The sequence below is a fragment of the Streptomyces sp. NPDC091289 genome (assembly GCF_044757365.1).
Taxonomy (GTDB): domain Bacteria; phylum Actinomycetota; class Actinomycetes; order Streptomycetales; family Streptomycetaceae; genus Streptomyces.
This window is the reverse complement of the sequence record NZ_JBIVUT010000019.1, coordinates 23,312-39,934: the sequence shown is the minus strand read 5'-3', so window position 1 is coordinate 39,934 and position 16,623 is coordinate 23,312. Positions and strand designations below refer to the sequence as shown.

Below are 16,623 nucleotides of genomic sequence, written 5' to 3'. Positions count from 1 at the left end.
CAATGACCTGTTTGATTGCTGGCCCAGCTCGCACCCCTTGAGGAGCAGAGGTTGCCGAAGAAAACCCACAAGTGGAAAGAGCTGCCCGGCTGGGTTCCTCTCGCTCACCGCGCTTTCGTTCTGCGGTTGCGAGAGCTACGCGAGGTCAGCGACCGGACACAGGCGCAGATCGCTCAAGACATCTACCTGGCTCCCACATCGCTCTCGAACCACTTCAACGGCGGCCGGATCCCCGAAGCCAGGCATGTCGAAAAGCTCTACAAGATCCTCCGCGACGAGGCGGCCATGGCATCAAGGCCTATGCCCTGCTCATTGGCCTCGCTGCTGGAACTCCGCACCAAAGCCCTGGTGAAGCACTGCGACTGCTGCTCCGCCCGTTCGCCCGAAGGCACTGCTGCCGTCCCTGAGCCCCAGCCGACGGCGGCGGGTTCGCCGGCCCCCAAGCGCATTCGCCGCCGACCGCGCCGACTTCGCGTCCGGCTCACGACTCGGCACCGCGGCATTCCGCGGGCACCGGCACAAGCAGAGGTGCCGGTCCCCCTCCGAGAGGGGGACCGGCACCTCACCACACCTGCTGATGCCGCCTGGCCTGAGATCAGGACGCTCGCCGAGACCCTGGCTACCGGCCGGTCGAGAGACGCCGACATCATGATGTGGAGCGCCGCGACCACGCTGTCTGCCCGCAATGTCCAGGTCTTCGTCGCTCAATGCCGAGCGGTCGGCCTGGAGGAAGCAGCCGATCAAGTGATCACGAACGCGGCCCGGCGCGACGCACAGGCGGTACTCAATATCGCGTCCGCACTCCACAACAGCGAGCAGTACGCAGACGTCGGCCTCCTGCTTGCTGCGGCGGCTCAGGAAGAGCCGTCCTGACTCCCCCTCACGTCAGGCTGCCTCGGCTTCGTAGTGCATCTGAGCACGGCCAAGGGCACCATCCGGGTCCCCTCCCTGGACAGCAAGCCAATGGAGCAGGTCGGTGATGACGTCGGTGACCGTCTCGTCAAGCGCAGCGGGATCGAGTCCCGGCGTGCCGCTGGGCTGGCGGTACGCCGACAGCGCCGCGGCCGCACGTCCTATGCGGCCCTCGCGCTCCGCCGGCTTCAAGGAGAGCTCACACCAGATGACTTTCCCGGTTGCCGTGCGGGCCGAACCCCAGTCGTGCGCCATCGCGGCGATGAGGTGCAGGCCTCTGCCGCACTCATCGCTGTCCGCACAGGCCTCAGCCAAAGGAGTCGGCAGAGCACGGCTCCGGTCGTGGACCTCAAGCCGGACACGCCCCTCCCTCAGTTCAAGCACGAGAGAGGCGGCAACGTCCCGGCCAACATGCTTGATGACGTTGGCCCCCAGCTCGGTTGCGACGAGCTCGGCCTCCTCCGTGACGGCTAACGCACCCCAGCATCCGAGCTGAGATCTCACCGCCCGCCGCAGCTCGGAAAGCTGGGCCGGCGCCGCTTCGAACGGCACCACATACCGAGGACATGCTTCCTTGCTCTCACAGCAGCACATGCCGACTCTCCCCTCGCGCCATGACGGAGCTGCGCCCACCGCATCCGGACGGCGACGCTGCGTAGCGCTCCGATGGAGAGTATGACAGCGAGAAGTCTCACCATGTAACTTCTCACGCTCCTCGATCGAGTGAATCAACCGTGCCTAACCTCGCCTGGCTTTAGCCTTGTTGCACGCCCAGACCGCAATGCGCAGCTAGGGAAAGAGCCTTCGATGCCCGTCAGAACGACCACCACGCGTCGCCGTCAGCTCGGCGCGATGATGCGGAAGCTGCGAGCGAGCAAAGGCATGACCCTTGAGGAAGCCGGCCGGCTCGTGGGCGTATCGAAAGCCACCGTCAGTCGGTACGAAACGCAGGAGGGCCCCGTGAAGTGGCCCATCGTCGACGCCCTGTGCCGGCAGTACGACGCGACGGAAGCCGAGCGATGCACGGTCGTAGCTCTCGCCAAGGACGCGAAACAGCAGGGCTGGTGGGGGCCGTTCAGCGACTCCATCCCCGCCGACATGAACCTTCTCCTCACGCTTGAGGACGAGGCCGTGCGCGAGGATCACTTCTCCTGCATGTACGTACCAGGGCTCCTGCAAACGCGGGGATACAGCACCGCGATCCAGCAGGCCAATGAGATGCGCTTGGCGCCAGAGGAAGTCGAACGGCTCGTCGACATCCGCATGAGGCGCCAGGAGATCCTTACCCGTGAACGCCCTCCTCATCTCTGGGCCATCCTGGACGAGTCAGTCATTCGACGGGTAGTCGGGTCGCCCGCGATCATGCGAGAGCAGCTCGGCCAGCTCCTCCGGGCGAACGAGTCGCCCGGTATCACTCTCCAGGTCCTCCCGTTCTCCAAGGGGGCACACGCGGCGGCCCTGGGAAGCTTCGTCATCCTGGGAGGGGTGGAACCCTCGCTTGATGTCGTCTACGTAGACCTTCATGTCGGCTCCGTTTTCATGGAGAAGATCCACGAACTCGACCGGTACCGCCTCGCGTTCGACTACCTGCGCGCACAGGCATTGGACATGGCCGCGTCATCAGCCATGATCGAACGTGTCTGCAAGGAGATCTGAAGAATGCCTTCCACCTCGTCCAGCAAAATCCCGAGCTGGTTCAAGTCCTCCTACAGCGGGGGCAATGCCACCGAGTGCGTAGAGGCCGCTCGCCTCAGCAACTCGACTGCGATACGCGACTCAAAAGCCACGGGGGCGGGCTCTCTGCTCTTCCAGCCGGGCTCATGGGCATCGTTCGTGTCGGCCCTTCAGGACGGGCACCTCTGCTGAGCCCTCTCGGTGAGAGTTGCTGCTCGCCGAGGCCGAGGGACCCTGGGACTCCGACGTAGCCGCCACCGTGCGGCTGATGTCCGCACCCGTTCCGTGACGCGGATTCCCCCGAGGCGAGGCAGCCCTCACCCCAGGCGCGCTTCCCCCTGGCAGCCCCTACGCGACAACTGCCTGCCGGGCCCGAGCGATGACGTGTTGTGCCTCGGCGCCGAACACCGCGGACGCACGCAGGGACTCCCAGACACGCCGGTACAGGGCGACGGTATCGGAGCCGTCCAGCCAGAGTTCCGCGTGCCAGTCTTCCGTGATCACCAGCTGCTCACCGACGACCCAGAACGCGTTGGCGGGAGGAATACGCAGAGCGGCGTTCAACGGCACGATCCCCAGCTGGACGGTATCCATGCCGACGACGCCCAGCAGTCGGTCCATCTGCCCCGCCAGAACCTCCGGAGGACACACCTGCGCCCGCAGCGCGCCTTCCCACATCAGGAGGTTGAGACGCCGCCCGGGCTCGTACAGCCAACGCTGGCGGTCCATGCGGGCCCGTACCGCGTCCTCGGTGTCGCGGGGTGAGTTCTGGAGCGTCGCGTAGCCCTCGAACACGTGCCGCGCGTAGTCCGGGGTCTGCAGCATTCCGTTGACGGCGAAGGAGTCCCACACGTGCAGTACGCGGGCAGCCGCCGTCACCGCGTTCCACGTCTCCTGCACCGGGCGGTGCCCGGACGACAGCTGTCGCCGCCAGGACCGGATGTGCGACTCGAAGCCCTTCAGCCGTCCGTGCAGCTCGTCATACACCCCGGAGTGCCCGGTGGCGTCGGCCCATGCCCGGAGGTCTTCCGCTGTGGGTGTCTGACGTCCGTTCTCCAGCTTGCTCACTTTGCTCTGCGCCCAGCCGAGGGAGGCACTCAGGGCGGTCCCGGTGAGAGGGCCGTGAGGGCTCTCCGTCCGAAGTGCTCGGAGCCGTCGCCCCAAATCCTCACGAGCCTTCTGGAAGTCAGTACTCACCGGTACGCGTCTGTTCCCTCTGTTACTTACTCGCTGCCGCTCAGCTTCGCCGCGAACTCTTTGTAGGGCACCGCGTGATGCCAAGCCGTGTCACGGATGACGGAGTACCGGACGATTTCCGCCGGCTCGGTGATCAACTCGACATCCGAGAGGTTGTCATCGTCGTCGAACCGCAGTCTTGCGGCAAGCCGACTGTCAAACAACCAGAAGTCCTCGGACGGCAGTTGGAGGCGGTCGGCGTCTGTGCGCCATAGGGTCCGGATGCCCTCCCCCAGAGCGCTGTTCCGCTTGGCGTTGTTCAGGAGGTAGAGCTGCCCCGTGGTCGGTGGCTGATCTACGATCCGCACCCGTTCGACACGTTTGCCCCGCGCGGTCTGGGACCGGATCAGCTCGCAGTACGGATCGTTCATGTCCCATTCGACGCCGCCGGTCTCGACGAACTGACGGTAGGTGTCCGTGGCTTCATCGCTGGCGAAGCGCCGCCGGGTTTCCAGCCGCCAGGCCGAGTGGCTGAACGTACGGAACAGATCCTCGAACGCGTCCAGGTCGACGATCCGAGCCTGCCGGGTCGTGTCCTTCGGCGTCCAGTCAACCAGCAGTTCACGTGGCACGACCACCGCCACCTCGCCCTCGGACAGATGCCGGAGCTGGGAGATATCGGCGGCATCGGTCAACGGCGGACCGTGAACGATGACCTCTCCGCTCTCCGCGTCCTCATGGACCGAAGGGCATCCCGTACCACCACTGCCCGTGCCGTTGAACCGTAACTGCCGTGCCATCACAGCCGCCTCTCACCTCGAAGGGTGCTCCGTCCGCTGATCCAAGGTTGTCCGCCGGCCCGCGTGAATGTCGAGGGATCACCGTGCCGCTCACGAGAATATTCGCGAATAGCGGCCGTGGCCGTCGAACCGGTCGTCCGACCATGAACGGCATGACCGAGCCGACCAGGTACAGCACCTCTACCGCAGAGCTTTCCACGCGCGTGGAAACCGATCCGCCGCATCCGCAGCCGGCAGGAGATCTACCCCTTCATCCCCGCCACCTGCCGCGACCGCTCCTGGAGTTCACGCGCCGCCCGGAGCTTGCCGTACGGCGCGATGCGCTTGCGCATCGTCGCGAAGTGCTCGTCGCCGCGCGCCGAGGAAAGGCCCACGTAGTCGTCGAGGAAAGCGCCCCACGTGGTGCAGGCCTCCTCGATGTGGCCGAACTCGAACTGCCGTTGGGCCATGACCGCGTTGGCGTGGAGACGCCCCTGCCTCTCCTGCTTGGGCTGGGCGCGGAGCGAGGTCTTCAAGGCCACGATGGAGCCCGGCAGGTCACGTGTCTCGTACAGGACGTGGGCGACGTGGAACTGGTAGGCGGCCTGGTCGTATCCGCCGATCGACTCCCGCCGCGAATCGGCCTTCGAAAGCGCCGCCTCCGCCTCGCGCAGCCTCCCGAAGGCCTGACGGCGGTCGCCGACCATCGAGGAGGCGTGGGCCTGCTGCCCGCGGAGGAAGGCCACCAGGCGGGGGCCGGCGTCCGGTGCCGCCTCGGCTGCCGAGTCCGCCAGTTCCAGGGCTTTCTGGCCGTACCGAAGGTTGGACGCCTGGAGGCTCATGCCGCGCAGCGTGCGGCAGTACGTCACGTGGTCGGATGCTTCTTGGGCGAGGCGCAGCGCCTTTGCGTAGTACTGCTGACCGAGGCCGTGAGCCCGCTCGTACATGGCCATCCAGCCGGTGAGGTAGGTCAGGTCGGACGCGGCGGAGAGCATCTCGCGTCGAACCGGTCCGGTGGCGGAAGCGCGCAGGTACGGCGCGACGGTGTTGACGAGGAACGCGGCAGCCATCGGACGAGCGTGTCCGGCGCCGAGTTCATCGAGGATGTCCGCGATGCGGTCCGTCATCGTGCGGACGGTCGCCACCTCTGCCTCACCGATGCGCCCGGTCGGCCGGACCGAACGCTCCCGTTCCTCGGCGTAGGCCTCGCCTGCGAAGAGAGGGACGGCGAGGGCAGCAGAGTACAGGCCTGTTGCGAGAACTCCGCGCCGCGAAGGATCCATGTCAGCCCTTCCGAGGTCCAAGAGGGAGTCTGCGGTGTCCGCGGAGTCCACCGCCGGGCCCGGATTCGGTGAGCGCAGCCCTGCTTCGGCATAGGTCACCGGACGGCCGAGCTTCCGTTCGAGCACTTCGACGATCACCGGCCGGACCTGTGCTCGCGGCTGCGTCCCGCTCAGCCAGTGCGAAACGGCGGACTGGTCGTACTTCAACGCCATGCCCGCTTCACCGGCCGTGCGATTCACGGCGTTCGCGAGCTGCGTCCTGGACCATCCGGCCTGTTCAAGAAGGTTCTCAAGGCCTGAGTTGCGGTCGCTCCCAGGTGCCACGGGCACACCAACTCCCCGGAAATTCATGGCTTTCACGGTTACGCCTGCCTTCCACGGTACCGGGATGAGCACTGCGCGCAGTTACCTCTACACAGAACGCGATCGAAAGCGGCCATGAGCGGAGATGCCTGGTGACCGATGCGATGAAGACAAGCAGCGCTCCCGGCGCTGGCCGCCCCAGTGCGGCAGCGGCAGGTGGGGAGGCGGACGCGGAGCACGAGGTGCGACGCGTACTCGCCCTCCGGCTCGGCACGACCACCCGCGCGGAGCTCGACGATGCGGTGGTCTGCTTGCGCGGCCGGGTGGCCGCCTTCACCGGCGGCCTGTCCGCCGGGGTCGAAGACATGAACGGGGCTGACCGTGGCTTCCTCCTGGAGGTCGCCCACCTCCTCGACAACCCTCCGGCTCCGCAGGCCCTGTCCCATGAGGTCTACTCCCACGTCCGGGCGCTGGCCCGGGTACTCCGGAAGCTCGCCGCCATGAACAGGGCCGACGTTGCGGGGCTCGCGGTCTCCCCCCGACTGCCCCTTCCCGTACGGCCGGTTCCGGGCCGAGGCACCGGGCGATGAGTGAACGAGCCCGGCAGATCGCCTACATCGTCTGCCTTGCCGCCATCGGCTCGTCGATCGTCGCGGCGGTGTTGTTCGAGCGGTGACGCCGTCGGCGTAGGCGCGAGCAGGCCCACCCGTGTGGGCCGCAGACTCCCGCCCGGCTGTCTCCATGGACGGTCGGCAGCCGGGCGGGGCCAGGAGCACGACGGTGCGGAGACCGAATCTCCGCGACATCAGCACCGAAAGGGACTCTCCCATGAACGGAAACCTCTACGCACTGCCGATCCCCCCGGCCGATTCCTTCGCCACCTACTGCGGCGGCAACGCCGGCGGGTCCAACGAGACCTGCGTGAGCCTCGCCGCCATCCCCGGCGCGGAAGCCTCTTTCGTCATCCGTGACAGCAAGCCCGAGGGTGCGGGCAAGGAGCTGCGCTTCACCGAGGCCGAGCTCGACGACTTCGCCACCGGGTGGGTCAGGACGAGGGGTCTGACGCTCTAACCTGGCTCCCTTCCTGAGCACCAAGCACCACGCAGTGGGCCGGACCGGACATGCTCCGGGCCGGCCCGTCTCCCCTAGCGAAGGGCGCAGATGACCTGGTCAGGACACTGGCACGGATACGGTCCATGGACCGGCAGCAGGGACGCGTACGGCCAGGAGGCCCTACGCCGTCCGGGTGCGGAACTGAACTCCGAACACACCCGCGCGTTCGCCGCCTCGACGCTGCCGCCCCTCATGACCGGGCACTGGCTCATGCGGCAGAACCAGACCGCGGTGGAGCGCACCTGGACCCGTGCGGTGGGTGCCGTCACGTGGCTGAAGAGTACGTACGAGGCGAATCCCCCTGCGGAGAGGGACGACGGCGGCCGCGCCTACGTCCCCCTCGAACACAAGATCGCGTACGCCATGGACTGCCTTCCCCGAGGGGTCGACGTCTGCTGGGTGCACTACACGAAGTCCCAGAGCCTGATCTCGTTCTCGGTGGTGTGCTGCCTCAACCACCACCATCCCGGCCTCCCCTGCCCTCTCCCGCCCCCCTGACCGAGGAATAGTCAGTCCTGGTCCGATGGTGGTTGTGACAGGGTGCTCGCATGTCCAGCGCCATCGCGTACCCGATCTTCCGTACTACGGACCCGATGCTGGCCCTGCGTGTTGCGCGTCAGCTCGTGGCAGTGAGCGACGTGCGGCACGCGGAGGTGTCGGTGGACATCGAGCTCCGCACCGTGCCGGAAGTGTTGCGGATACGCGAATCGCTGCCGGATGCCTGGTTCCGGAAAGAGGATGTCGAGAACTGGCAGCGGGATCCTTCCGACCCGACGGGTTTGCACTCCGGTGTCCACGCGCCCGAGCTCTCCAGCGATCCGGTCCATCTCTCCTCCCACCTGCCGCTTTGGGCATCGACGGAACTCCGGACCGTCGGCAGCATCGAGGAAGACTTCACCGACTTGGTCGGGCCGAACATCGGCGAGATCCAGTGGTCCAGCCTGGAGTGGCCCGACGTACAGGATCGCGAAATCTATCGCGAAGCCAACAATGCCCGCGTTTCGCTGCTACTCAACTCCCGCAGCCTGGACCTGGACGAACGCTCCGGTGACCACACGGTCCTCGTCCACGTGCGCCGCGGAAACCGCGACGGGTCGGAGGCACGACACGCCTCGTGGCTGGCGAAACAGATCGGCCAGGCCGTCATCGGCCCGCCGCAGGAGTAGCCCGGATCGGGTCCAGCCCCCCTGATCGCCCCTATCAACCAATCCCGGTGGCTACCGAGACCAAGGACAGAAGCAACGCGCTCAGCGCCCCCGCAGCCCCGCAAAGCCTCACCTCACGCCGGCCATCGTGTCGGCAGACATAGCGCGCGTCGGCGGCGGCAAAGGCCAGGCCGCCGGCAATGAACCACGGTCCCCACAGACAGAGATACCAGCCGGTCAGCCCGACCAGATCAGGCGCCACAGCGCGCGCCCCAGCCTCAACCAACACTCCGTGGATCACAAACTGACATCCATGCCAGACGAGCAGCACGGTCGCGCCGCCGCCGCAGAACACCGTGAGCCGCCCCGTCCACTTGCCACGACGGCGCATCAGAGCGATACCGATCAACGCTCCGAAGAGCTTCAGAAAACCGGTTACCCACAGGACTGCCAGGAACCACGTCACCCGGTCATGAGCAAGCTTCACCAGCGGCGGAGCCACCGTCGTCTGCAGACCGAAGGTGCCCCCCAATGCCCAGACGAAGCTGGGCGCCGCGAACAGGAACCCCCATGCCGCAACGGCGACCCCTGGCCAACCAACGCGACGGAGGCGAAGCGCGAGGCTCGGGGCGGGATGCACCTCTTCGTCTGGAGCACGCTTGTTCGTCACAACTCCACCAGCACTGAACCTTGATGACAGTGCGTCGCTCGTGCGAACGATCACGCTCCCCCACGCGGCGGAGTCACATCTGATCGCGCCGGCGGCTGACGATCAGCAAAGCTCCGGAGTCCTTCGGAGATCATTTATGTGGCGTGCGAGGGGCAGCCGTGCCAGAAGCGGCCGTCGATCACAACGGCGACCTCGGCCCGGGTGAAGGCGATGCCGATCATGCGCCGGGGTTCACCCTCGCCCTGCCTCCACACCGACTGAACCTCAGGACGTGGATTCAGACTCAGGACGGAAGCAAGCCGATTGAACGGTAACCTCGAGTTGGGCCGGATCGTCGCTCTGCTTGCCATGGAAACGGGCGTCTACAGAGAATTTCCCATCGGCCGAGTCGGCGACAATTTGCGGACTTCTTGCCTGACTGTCATCCGGGCCGTCTTTTACAATCTTCCACCCCTTCTTTGGCAGCTGGCTTCGCAATCTGTCCATCGCCTCTCCCAGATCCTTGGCGGGAGGCCCATAGACGCCCCAGGGGTGGTGTGCCCGATAAGCCCCCTCCTTGCACGGAGAGATCATGGCGCCCGATTCAGTCATTTTCGCCTTCAACGAAAGGATTTCCAGGATCGAGCTCGAAACCTTCTCAACCTCATCCTGCACCTCGGAACTGACACGGACCGGAGCATCGGTTCCATTTTCATTCATCTCAGAACACCCCGAAATAATCAAGCAAAAGAGGACTACGCAGGCTGCAGCCTTGCGTGTCTTGCTAGTCATGCTGGACTCTTTCATATTTACCCGCAATCACGGCCGCTTGGTTTCTGAGGCTGACCGATTCAGGATCCCAGAAGCCACCGTGATCACCCGAGTCGCTCTTCATGATGTTCCCTCCGAAGCTTTCGTCGGTGGGGATCGTCAGGTTGTCGCCGAGTCCGAACAAGCGACCCCCCTGACGCACTACCTGGTCGTCCCAGGAGCCACCCATGGCCCACACGTGCTTGGCACCGATCCCCAGGTCCGCCGCGTGGTCGGCCTGCATGCCGGGACTGCCGACGGCGATCACATCATCAGCGATGCGCGGGGTCGGTCCGAAATCCCCGACCGGGCCGATATCGGACTGGGCGGCAACGCCCACAACCGTCGTTCCATAGCTGTGCCCAATAAGCGTTGCATGGCCCGGGTTTCCGGAGTTGGTTTCGTGCGCGGCCCTGTTTCCTTCCATGAAGCTGCGCAGCGTCGGGCCGGCATCTTCCGCATACGACCCGCGAGTGGCTTCGCCAGCAACCTTGTCCGGAGCGTCGTAGTCGAGCCAAGTAATAGTGGAAAACCTCTTGTCTGGAGCCATTTTTCCGCTTTCGGCCCACAGAATCTCGCTTCTACCCAGGTCACCGAGGTTGGCACCCTCAGCAATCTTTTCGATGTTGGCCTTAGTCCCCGGCACGTATACGGCCGTATGGTCTGCGGTATCAGGATTCCCGTTCGCCAGGATGATTTTTCCGTCAGAGTGGCCCACAGGGTCGTAGCCGAGCAGATATGCCTCCGGGAGGCCGCGCAGGCCGGTCCGGTCGAAGCGGTCCTGGATCTGGTCCATCCCTTTAAGGTAACCTTCTAGTTCCTTTTTCCTGTCGCTGTACTTGTCATCCCACTCCACGTACTCGTCGGTGTGCACCCTGACCGGTCCTCTGCCGGTTTTGACGTACCTGTACTTCGCCGGCGCCTCGGGGATAGCCTTCAGGGCCAGTTCAAACTCGCTGCGCTTCTCCACGAAGACCTTGCGGTTGGCCTCGTCACGTGTCTCGGCGGGCAACCCGTCCAGCGCACCGACCGCTGCGGCGTTCAGCGCGAGGTGAGCCGACTGCTCCTCCGCGCTGAGCCCCTTCCACCACGCAGCGTTGTCCTTCGGGCTGCCGTCCTTCGGCGGCTCCGGCAGGGAGTTGAGGTAGTCCTTGCCCGCCTCGCGGACACCTCCCAGGTCCGACCGTGTGTCGGCCCAGTCGCGCTTGGAGACGACCAGGTCGTCGTCAGCCTTCAGCGCGCGCAGCTTCGGTGCCCACTTGGCGTCCGCGTCGGTCGCCTCCTCCAGCGCGTCGGCGATCCGGTTCGCGTACCCCATCGCTTTGCCGTAGTTCGGATTCGGGTGGATGTTCATCGCCTGACGTTCCAGGGCATCGGACGTCGGGCTGCCCCCGGCACTCCCGGTCACCGTGCCGCCGTCGGCCATCTTCTCCTCGCCAGGCTTCTTGCCCGCCGGGTAGGACACCGATCCGTCGGAACCTACCGTGCAGCCATCGGCGTGGGCATCCTCGATCGCCGTCTCCAGCCTTCTCTTGGCGACCGCCATATCAAAGGCGAATCCATTCAGTGCGGTACTGATCAGACCGCACTCGACCTGCATGTAGTGAAAGTTCTCCGACAGATTACGAAGCTCTCCCAGGGCGGCAGTCGCCGCCTTGCCCTCCAACTGCTTCCGCACGCCCGCGCAGACCTGGTTGTCGATGGTGTCCTTTGCCGCACTGGCCATCTCACCGGTGGCCCGGTAGCCGTCCGCGGCGCCCTCGTACTCCGAGGGCTTGAGGGCCTTCAGCGTCGCAAGATCCATGGTCGCCGTCACTTCGCCTTCGGGTGGCCGCCAACGGCCTCGGTGTCCTGGTACTGCGCCTTGAGCCTGTTCAGCTCAGCCATGACCGCCTGGTCGGTCTTCGAAAGATCGTGTCCCGACCTCTCCAGAAGGCCGCCCAGTGCATCACAGCGACTGCTCACATCACCGATGTACTTCTTCCACGAGCCGTATATCTCCTTCTGCGCCGCCGCGCTCCGGCACCCGGCGGTGTCGTCCAGTCCCGTCTGTCCATCGCCGAGCTTCGTCAACGCCTTGCCGATGCCGCCCTTGAGGCCGGTGACACCTTCGCCGGCCTTCACCCATGCCTTCTTGTCGGATTTCAGATCCGCAGAAGCCTCGCCGCCCGAGGTTCCACCCTCCGAAGGGGCCTGATTCAGCTGCATGCTCGCCGGCCCATTCGCCGCGACATCAGCTTTGATCTGCTCCCATTCGTCCCACGCCACCGTAAAGACTCTCCCCGTCTTCCCCGATATTCCCGTTTCCCGTAGTCCCGTTCCCGGGCTCCTCGGGTCGAGACGACATCGTCTCCGGCTTCTGCGGGGCAAATCAAATTCGGTCCTGTCATCCGTGGCCGGAACCTGTTTGGTCTGGTCGGTCGTCCTCTGGAGCGGGATCGATCGGATGGGACGACATGGTGGAGCGGGCAGAACCTGGTGCGGCGTCGGCGGAGATGTCGATGGCGCCTGGTGCGGGTGGCGGTCGGCGGGGGTGGGTGATCGCCGGGGTTGCCGTGGTCGTGGCCGGGGTGCTGGCGTTCCATCGGGCCGTACCCAACTGGCCCGGAAGGGCCGGGAGTCTACTGGAGTCCTTCCTGCCCTGGGTCGGAGTCCTCGTCGTCGTGCTGTTGATCGGTGCTCTGGTCCGGCGGTCCGCCGTCGCGCTGGTGGCGCTGCTTCTGCCCGTGGCGGTCTGGGTGCACCTCTTCGGGGGGCTGCTCCTGCCCGCCGCGGCGGGCGACGGGCCGGGGCTCGTCGTCGTACAGCACAACGTCAGTGATGAGAACCGCGATCCGGCGGGGACCGCCCGTGCGCTGATCGAGGCCGGGGCCGATCTCGTCGCGCTGGAGGAGCTGGTGGCCCCGCAGTTGGCGGTGTACGAGAAGGTCCTCGCTCCGGACTATCCGCATCACGTCGTGCGCGGCACCGTCGGGCTCTGGTCCAAGTACCCGATCAGCGGCGGGCGGTTGGTGGACATCAAGCCCCCGGACATCGAGGAGGGGTGGAGCCGTGGCGTGCGCGCCGTGGTGCACTCGCCGTACGGGGAGGTCGCCGCGTACGTCGCCCATCTGCCCTCCGTACGGGTCGGGGCCGGCGGGCTCGCCTCCGAGCGGAGGGACGAGAGCGCCGCGCTGCTGGGGCGCGCCATCGCGGCCGACGGCGTCGAGACCGTCATTCTGCTCGGGGATCTCAACGGGGCTGTGGAGGACCGGGGGTTGAGTCCTCTCACCTCGCGGCTGAACGTCGCCGAGCGCGGGTTCGCCCTCAGTTTCCCGGCCTCCTTCCCTCTGGCCCGGATCGACCAGGTCATGGCCCGCTCCGCCACCGTCGGCCACATCCGGACCCTGCCCGCCACCGGCAGCGACCATCTGCCCGTCGCCGCCCGTGTCGTTCTGCCGGACCGTCGATGAGATCACCGGCAGGTGCGCCCCGCCTGCCGGTCTCCGACACGACGCAGCAGGGGCGGCCGGCTGGCCGGCTACAGGTCCTCGAGCCAGGGGTGCCCCGGATGTACGCGGGCGAGCAGCTCGGCCAGGGTCTCGCGCTGGGCCCGGGTCAGGTGCGGGACGGTCGCGTCGAAGTCTCTCCGGTCCTTGTCGCGGGCGTGCTTGGCCTTGAACAGGAGGACCAGTTCCGGTGCCAGATACGGGATGCCGTCGTGATCGTGATGGATGATCTCGCCGTACGGGAGCCGGATCCTCTCGTCTCGTCGGCAGATCCAGACGTCGCCGTCGTGCGGTTCCCGGAACACGTCGAGCAGATAGAGCCCGGTGGCCGGGTCGCGGAGCCACGTCTGATGTACGGCGGCCAACGCCTCCGGCGGGGCGTCCTCCCAGATCCGGCCGCTGCCCGCCGCGTCGAAGACGTATCCGGGGAAGTGGCGGCGGACCTCGGGAAAGCTCGCGTCCGGAATCCCGATCTCGATGTCCCCGTGCTCACGCGTCTGTTCGCCGAGGAACAGGTCCACCGCCCAGCCCGCGGCCACGTACCAGGGTCTGCTGATCCCGGCCAGCCGCTGCGCGACCTCGCTCGGCGTCCAACTCGATGACCACCGGGCGTGGAGGGATTCGATCTCGTCCGGTGACAGTTCGACGCCACCGCCGGCAATTGCTCGCTCACCACGAAAAGCTATCAGCGGACCCGGGCGTCTCGGCTGCGGCCCGGAGCGGGCCGGATGAGGTCAGCCTGCTGCGGAAGCGGTCGTCCTCTTGCTCCGACCTCAGTAGCATCACCCTCCATGATTGCTCTGGTCGTCACCATCGCCCTGGCCTTCGTCGGGTACGTCGCGGCCTACCTGAACGGGTTGCGGCTCGCCCAGCGCCATGAGCGGCTCGCGCGGGTCAATCGGCAACTCAGCGACTTCTACGGGCCGTTGTTCGCCATCACCGAGGCCAACAGCCGCGCCTTCGAGGCCTTCGCCCAGCGCAATGTCCGTCCCGACGGACGCTCTCCCTTCGACCACGAGGACCCGCCCACCGAGGACGAGCTCGCCGAGTGGCGGCTGTGGGTCACGACCGTCTTCCTGCCGAACATCCGGACCATGCGCGACCTCGTGGTGACCCACGCCGATCTGCTGCGCGAAGCGGAGATGCCGCCACTTCTGCTGAAGTTGTGTGCGCATGTGTCCGGTTACGAGATCACGGCCGCCCGCTGGGAGCAGGGGCGGTACGACCAGCACCTGTCCGTCGTGTCGTTCCCGAGCCAGGACCTCGCCGCCTACGCACGGGACGGGTTCACCGCCTTGAAGAAGGCGCAGGCCCAGTTACTGGGGCAGCGGCACGCCGGGTGAGGTCTCGCCTCCGGCTCCCGTGCTGATCGCGGCCGCCCTTCATGCGGGAGATGCGGGAGACGGTAGCGGCCTTCCCTGCCCCTCGGCCGCACCTCTCCCGACCGTTCCCGCACGCTTTGTACACGCTCTCATCACAATTCCGCTTCGCTTCCCGTATGCCCCTGCTCTACGCCCGGGCGCACTGCGAACATCGGCTCCTCCACCGCACAGAGTTCGGCCTTGGGGGCGACACATGCAGACGAGGAAGCAGGCACGGCGACCGAGGCGCGGGGCCCTCCGGATACGGATATCGGCCGGAGCGGGCGCGCTCGTGCTGGTCCTGACAGGGTGCGGGGACGAGGGCGCCGCGTCGGCCGGTTCGCCGCCCTCCGTGAAGCGGGCGCTGGCGCTCATGGACGACGAGCAGACCGTGGACGCGGGCAACAGCCTGGACGTGGACGTCCTGGACAACGACTCCATCACCCTGGAGAGCGGAGAACGAGCGGCACTGCTCGACGCCTACGACGCGGTCGAACTGACCCTGAGCATCGACACCGCACCCGGCCATGGTTCCGCTTCGGTGTCCGGGCCCACGGTCACGTACACCGCCAGGGACGGGTACTCCGGTGAGGACGAGCTGACGTACCAGGTCCTCGTGAAGGGCACCGAGGTCCCCGCCGCCTCCGCCGTCGTCCGCATCACCGTCTCCCCGCCCGAACCCGGACCCGGACCCACGCCGACGGGCGCACCCTAGGCACCCGCTCCTGGTCTTCTCAGCTTGCGGCTTCCGGCGCGGTCCTTCGCGATGTTCCGTATCTTCCTGGTGCTGCCCGACTCGGCGAGCAGGGTCAGTACCGCCGACGACGTCGACCTCTCGGCGAGGACGCGCTGCATCCAGTTCGTGGCCTCCGCCAACTCGGCGGGGCTCGGCACATGACCGTCCTTGATGGACAGGTGGAGCAGCCAGTCGCGCATGCGGCGGTGAATGAACTCGCGATTGCCTTCCGCCGTGATCCGGTCGATCTCCGGCAGGATCCCTGCCGACCACTGCCGGAAGTCCTCAGGGCCGGTCGCCTCCACCGCCATCCGGTCCACGAGGTCGACCACCGCCGTCTTGGAGATCGACACGACGGGATCGCGCAGGATCGTGGCCACCATCGCGCGGTCCCTGTCCCTGTCCCTGTCCCGGTCCCTGTCCCGGTCGCGGCTTCGTGCGGAAGCGGTTGCCGAGACGACACGTCGGTACGCGGAACATCGGACGTGCTCGTCCGCGACGGCATCGTCGACGTCCACGTCGACAATGCCGTCGCGGACGAGCAACTCGGTCAGATCGGAACGCAGGGTCATCGCACGCCGTTCTTGCCGGGCCGGCCGGGGTCAGCGGTAGTCGTCGGGGTGGTCCTGCATCCAGGTGTTGATGCCGTCACGGGTGCCGACGATCTCGGAGAAGTGCTTCTCCAGATGCGCTTCGGACCGGTCGTCGCCCAGTTTGCCGAACAGGGCCTTCATATCGGCGAGCGGCTTCTTGAAGTGGCCGGGGCCCTTGCCGTCCGCCCGCATCGACTCGTCCAGCTCGGTGAGTTCCCGGGTCACCCGGCCGAGGAAGTAGGCGCAGTCGCCCGCGCCCGGGGTGCAGGTCTCGTCGAGCGTCGCCTGGAGCGTCGCGAAGGCGTCGCGGACCCGTGCGGGGGCGGGTGAGGGGATGGCGGTGTCCTCCGCCTCGCCGGCCTCGCGCTCGGCCCGGTCCGCGTTCTCGGCGTTCTCCGCGTTCTCGGCGATCCGGGCGAGGTCCGTGTCCTGGCCGGAGCCCGCCGACGTGCTCGGCACGTCCGCGCCGGGGCCGCCGCCGCTCGACGCCTGGGTGCAGGACACCAGGGCCGCGGCCACGACCACGGCAAGTGCGCCTGCGCGCAGCCCCGTTCGGGCCGGGCGGTGAGCGTCGGTACGGGCATCCGTACGGGCATCCGTA

The 16,623-nt window shown here is 66.8% G+C and carries 21 protein-coding genes; 10 read left to right on the top strand and 11 right to left on the bottom strand.

Annotated elements, in window-relative coordinates; translation table 11 throughout:
- The first annotated feature begins 51 nt into the window (after positions 1–51).
- Positions 52–873, top strand: coding sequence for a helix-turn-helix domain-containing protein (locus tag ACIQPT_RS24835; protein WP_401158575.1), 822 nt, complete (start codon positions 52–54; stop codon positions 871–873).
- A 12-nt stretch (positions 874–885) separates the two neighbouring features.
- Here the strand turns inward: ACIQPT_RS24835 and ACIQPT_RS24830 are convergent, their stop codons facing one another.
- Positions 886–1,467: an ATP-binding protein gene (locus ACIQPT_RS24830; RefSeq protein WP_401158573.1), complete on the bottom strand. Its 582-nt coding sequence runs from the start codon at positions 1,465–1,467 to the stop codon at positions 886–888.
- 252 nt (positions 1,468–1,719) lie between these two features.
- Between ACIQPT_RS24830 and ACIQPT_RS24825 the strand changes: the two genes are divergently transcribed.
- Together ACIQPT_RS24825 and ACIQPT_RS24820 are read left to right on the top strand one after the other, a co-directional pair.
- A complete protein-coding gene (locus ACIQPT_RS24825; protein ID WP_401158571.1) occupies positions 1,720–2,568 on the top strand; it encodes a helix-turn-helix domain-containing protein in 849 nt (282 codons plus the stop codon).
- Positions 2,569–2,571: 3 nt separating this feature from the next.
- On the top strand, positions 2,572–2,778 hold the full coding sequence (locus ACIQPT_RS24820; RefSeq protein WP_401158569.1) for a DUF397 domain-containing protein: 207 nt from the start codon (positions 2,572–2,574) through the stop codon (positions 2,776–2,778).
- A gap of 156 nt (positions 2,779–2,934) precedes the next feature.
- Here the strand turns inward: ACIQPT_RS24820 and ACIQPT_RS24815 are convergent, their stop codons facing one another.
- From ACIQPT_RS24815 to ACIQPT_RS24805, 3 genes are all read right to left on the bottom strand, one after another.
- Complete coding sequence (locus ACIQPT_RS24815; RefSeq protein WP_401158567.1) at positions 2,935–3,783, bottom strand: helix-turn-helix domain-containing protein; 849 nt, start codon at positions 3,781–3,783, stop codon at positions 2,935–2,937.
- 26 nt (positions 3,784–3,809) lie between these two features.
- Positions 3,810–4,562 carry a DUF6879 family protein gene (locus ACIQPT_RS24810; protein WP_401158565.1) on the bottom strand — a complete coding sequence of 251 codons (753 nt, stop codon included), beginning with the start codon at positions 4,560–4,562 and terminating at the stop codon, positions 3,810–3,812.
- Between the two features lie 242 nt (positions 4,563–4,804).
- Positions 4,805–6,175 carry a hypothetical protein gene (locus ACIQPT_RS24805; RefSeq protein WP_401158834.1) on the bottom strand — a complete coding sequence of 457 codons (1,371 nt, stop codon included), beginning with the start codon at positions 6,173–6,175 and terminating at the stop codon, positions 4,805–4,807.
- Positions 6,176–6,369: 194 nt separating this feature from the next.
- Here ACIQPT_RS24805 and ACIQPT_RS24800 point away from each other — a divergent pair, with 194 nt between their 5' ends.
- The 4 genes from ACIQPT_RS24800 (at position 6,370) to ACIQPT_RS24785 (ending at position 8,406) form a co-directional block, all read left to right on the top strand.
- A complete protein-coding gene (locus ACIQPT_RS24800; RefSeq protein WP_401158564.1) occupies positions 6,370–6,717 on the top strand; it encodes a hypothetical protein in 348 nt (115 codons plus the stop codon).
- A gap of 238 nt (positions 6,718–6,955) precedes the next feature.
- Positions 6,956–7,198: a DUF397 domain-containing protein gene (locus ACIQPT_RS24795; RefSeq protein ID WP_401158562.1), complete on the top strand. Its 243-nt coding sequence runs from the start codon at positions 6,956–6,958 to the stop codon at positions 7,196–7,198.
- Positions 7,199–7,288: 90 nt separating this feature from the next.
- Positions 7,289–7,738: a hypothetical protein gene (locus ACIQPT_RS24790; protein ID WP_401158560.1), complete on the top strand. Its 450-nt coding sequence runs from the start codon at positions 7,289–7,291 to the stop codon at positions 7,736–7,738.
- Between the two features lie 50 nt (positions 7,739–7,788).
- Positions 7,789–8,406 (top strand): hypothetical protein, encoded by a 618-nt coding sequence (locus ACIQPT_RS24785; RefSeq protein WP_401158559.1) that lies wholly within the window; start codon positions 7,789–7,791, stop codon positions 8,404–8,406.
- Positions 8,407–8,440: 34 nt separating this feature from the next.
- On the opposite strand, the gene ACIQPT_RS24780 is transcribed toward ACIQPT_RS24785, so the two are convergent.
- The 4 genes from ACIQPT_RS24780 to ACIQPT_RS24765 all read right to left on the bottom strand — a co-directional run bounded on the left by ACIQPT_RS24780 (position 8,441) and on the right by ACIQPT_RS24765 (position 12,112).
- A complete protein-coding gene (locus ACIQPT_RS24780; RefSeq protein WP_401158558.1) occupies positions 8,441–9,055 on the bottom strand; it encodes a DUF3995 domain-containing protein in 615 nt (204 codons plus the stop codon).
- A 264-nt stretch (positions 9,056–9,319) separates the two neighbouring features.
- Positions 9,320–9,826 (bottom strand): hypothetical protein, encoded by a 507-nt coding sequence (locus tag ACIQPT_RS24775; protein WP_401158557.1) that lies wholly within the window; start codon positions 9,824–9,826, stop codon positions 9,320–9,322.
- The gene (locus tag ACIQPT_RS24770; protein WP_401158556.1) at positions 9,819–11,648 is read right to left on the bottom strand and encodes an alpha/beta hydrolase; all 1,830 of its coding nucleotides are present in this window, start codon (positions 11,646–11,648) and stop codon (positions 9,819–9,821) included. Before ACIQPT_RS24770 ends, ACIQPT_RS24775 begins: the two co-directional genes overlap by 8 nt.
- Before the next feature lie 8 nt (positions 11,649–11,656).
- Entirely contained in the window at positions 11,657–12,112 is a 456-nt protein-coding gene (locus ACIQPT_RS24765) for a hypothetical protein (RefSeq protein WP_401158555.1), read from the bottom strand.
- A gap of 227 nt (positions 12,113–12,339) precedes the next feature.
- On the opposite strand from ACIQPT_RS24765, the gene ACIQPT_RS24760 reads away from it, so the two are divergent.
- Positions 12,340–13,296 carry an endonuclease/exonuclease/phosphatase family protein gene (locus tag ACIQPT_RS24760; protein WP_401158832.1) on the top strand — a complete coding sequence of 319 codons (957 nt, stop codon included), beginning with the start codon at positions 12,340–12,342 and terminating at the stop codon, positions 13,294–13,296.
- 68 nt (positions 13,297–13,364) lie between these two features.
- On the opposite strand, the gene ACIQPT_RS24755 is transcribed toward ACIQPT_RS24760, so the two are convergent.
- A complete protein-coding gene (locus tag ACIQPT_RS24755) occupies positions 13,365–13,871 on the bottom strand; it encodes a nucleotidyltransferase domain-containing protein (RefSeq protein WP_401158553.1) in 507 nt (168 codons plus the stop codon).
- Positions 13,872–14,123: 252 nt separating this feature from the next.
- On the opposite strand from ACIQPT_RS24755, the gene ACIQPT_RS24750 reads away from it, so the two are divergent.
- Both ACIQPT_RS24750 and ACIQPT_RS24745 read left to right on the top strand, forming a co-directional pair.
- Positions 14,124–14,675, top strand: coding sequence for a hypothetical protein (locus ACIQPT_RS24750; RefSeq protein ID WP_401158551.1), 552 nt, complete (start codon positions 14,124–14,126; stop codon positions 14,673–14,675).
- Positions 14,676–14,985: 310 nt separating this feature from the next.
- Positions 14,986–15,408, top strand: coding sequence for an Ig-like domain-containing protein (locus ACIQPT_RS24745; protein ID WP_401158550.1), 423 nt, complete (start codon positions 14,986–14,988; stop codon positions 15,406–15,408).
- Here the strand turns inward: ACIQPT_RS24745 and ACIQPT_RS24740 are convergent.
- Both ACIQPT_RS24740 and ACIQPT_RS24735 read right to left on the bottom strand, forming a co-directional pair.
- Positions 15,405–16,001, bottom strand: coding sequence for a hypothetical protein (locus ACIQPT_RS24740; RefSeq protein WP_401158548.1), 597 nt, complete (start codon positions 15,999–16,001; stop codon positions 15,405–15,407). The two genes, ACIQPT_RS24745 and ACIQPT_RS24740, sit on opposite strands and share 4 nt — an antisense overlap.
- A 30-nt stretch (positions 16,002–16,031) precedes the next feature.
- A complete protein-coding gene (locus ACIQPT_RS24735) occupies positions 16,032–16,547 on the bottom strand; it encodes a hypothetical protein (RefSeq protein WP_401158546.1) in 516 nt (171 codons plus the stop codon).
- Between the last annotated feature and the right edge of the window lie 76 nt (positions 16,548–16,623).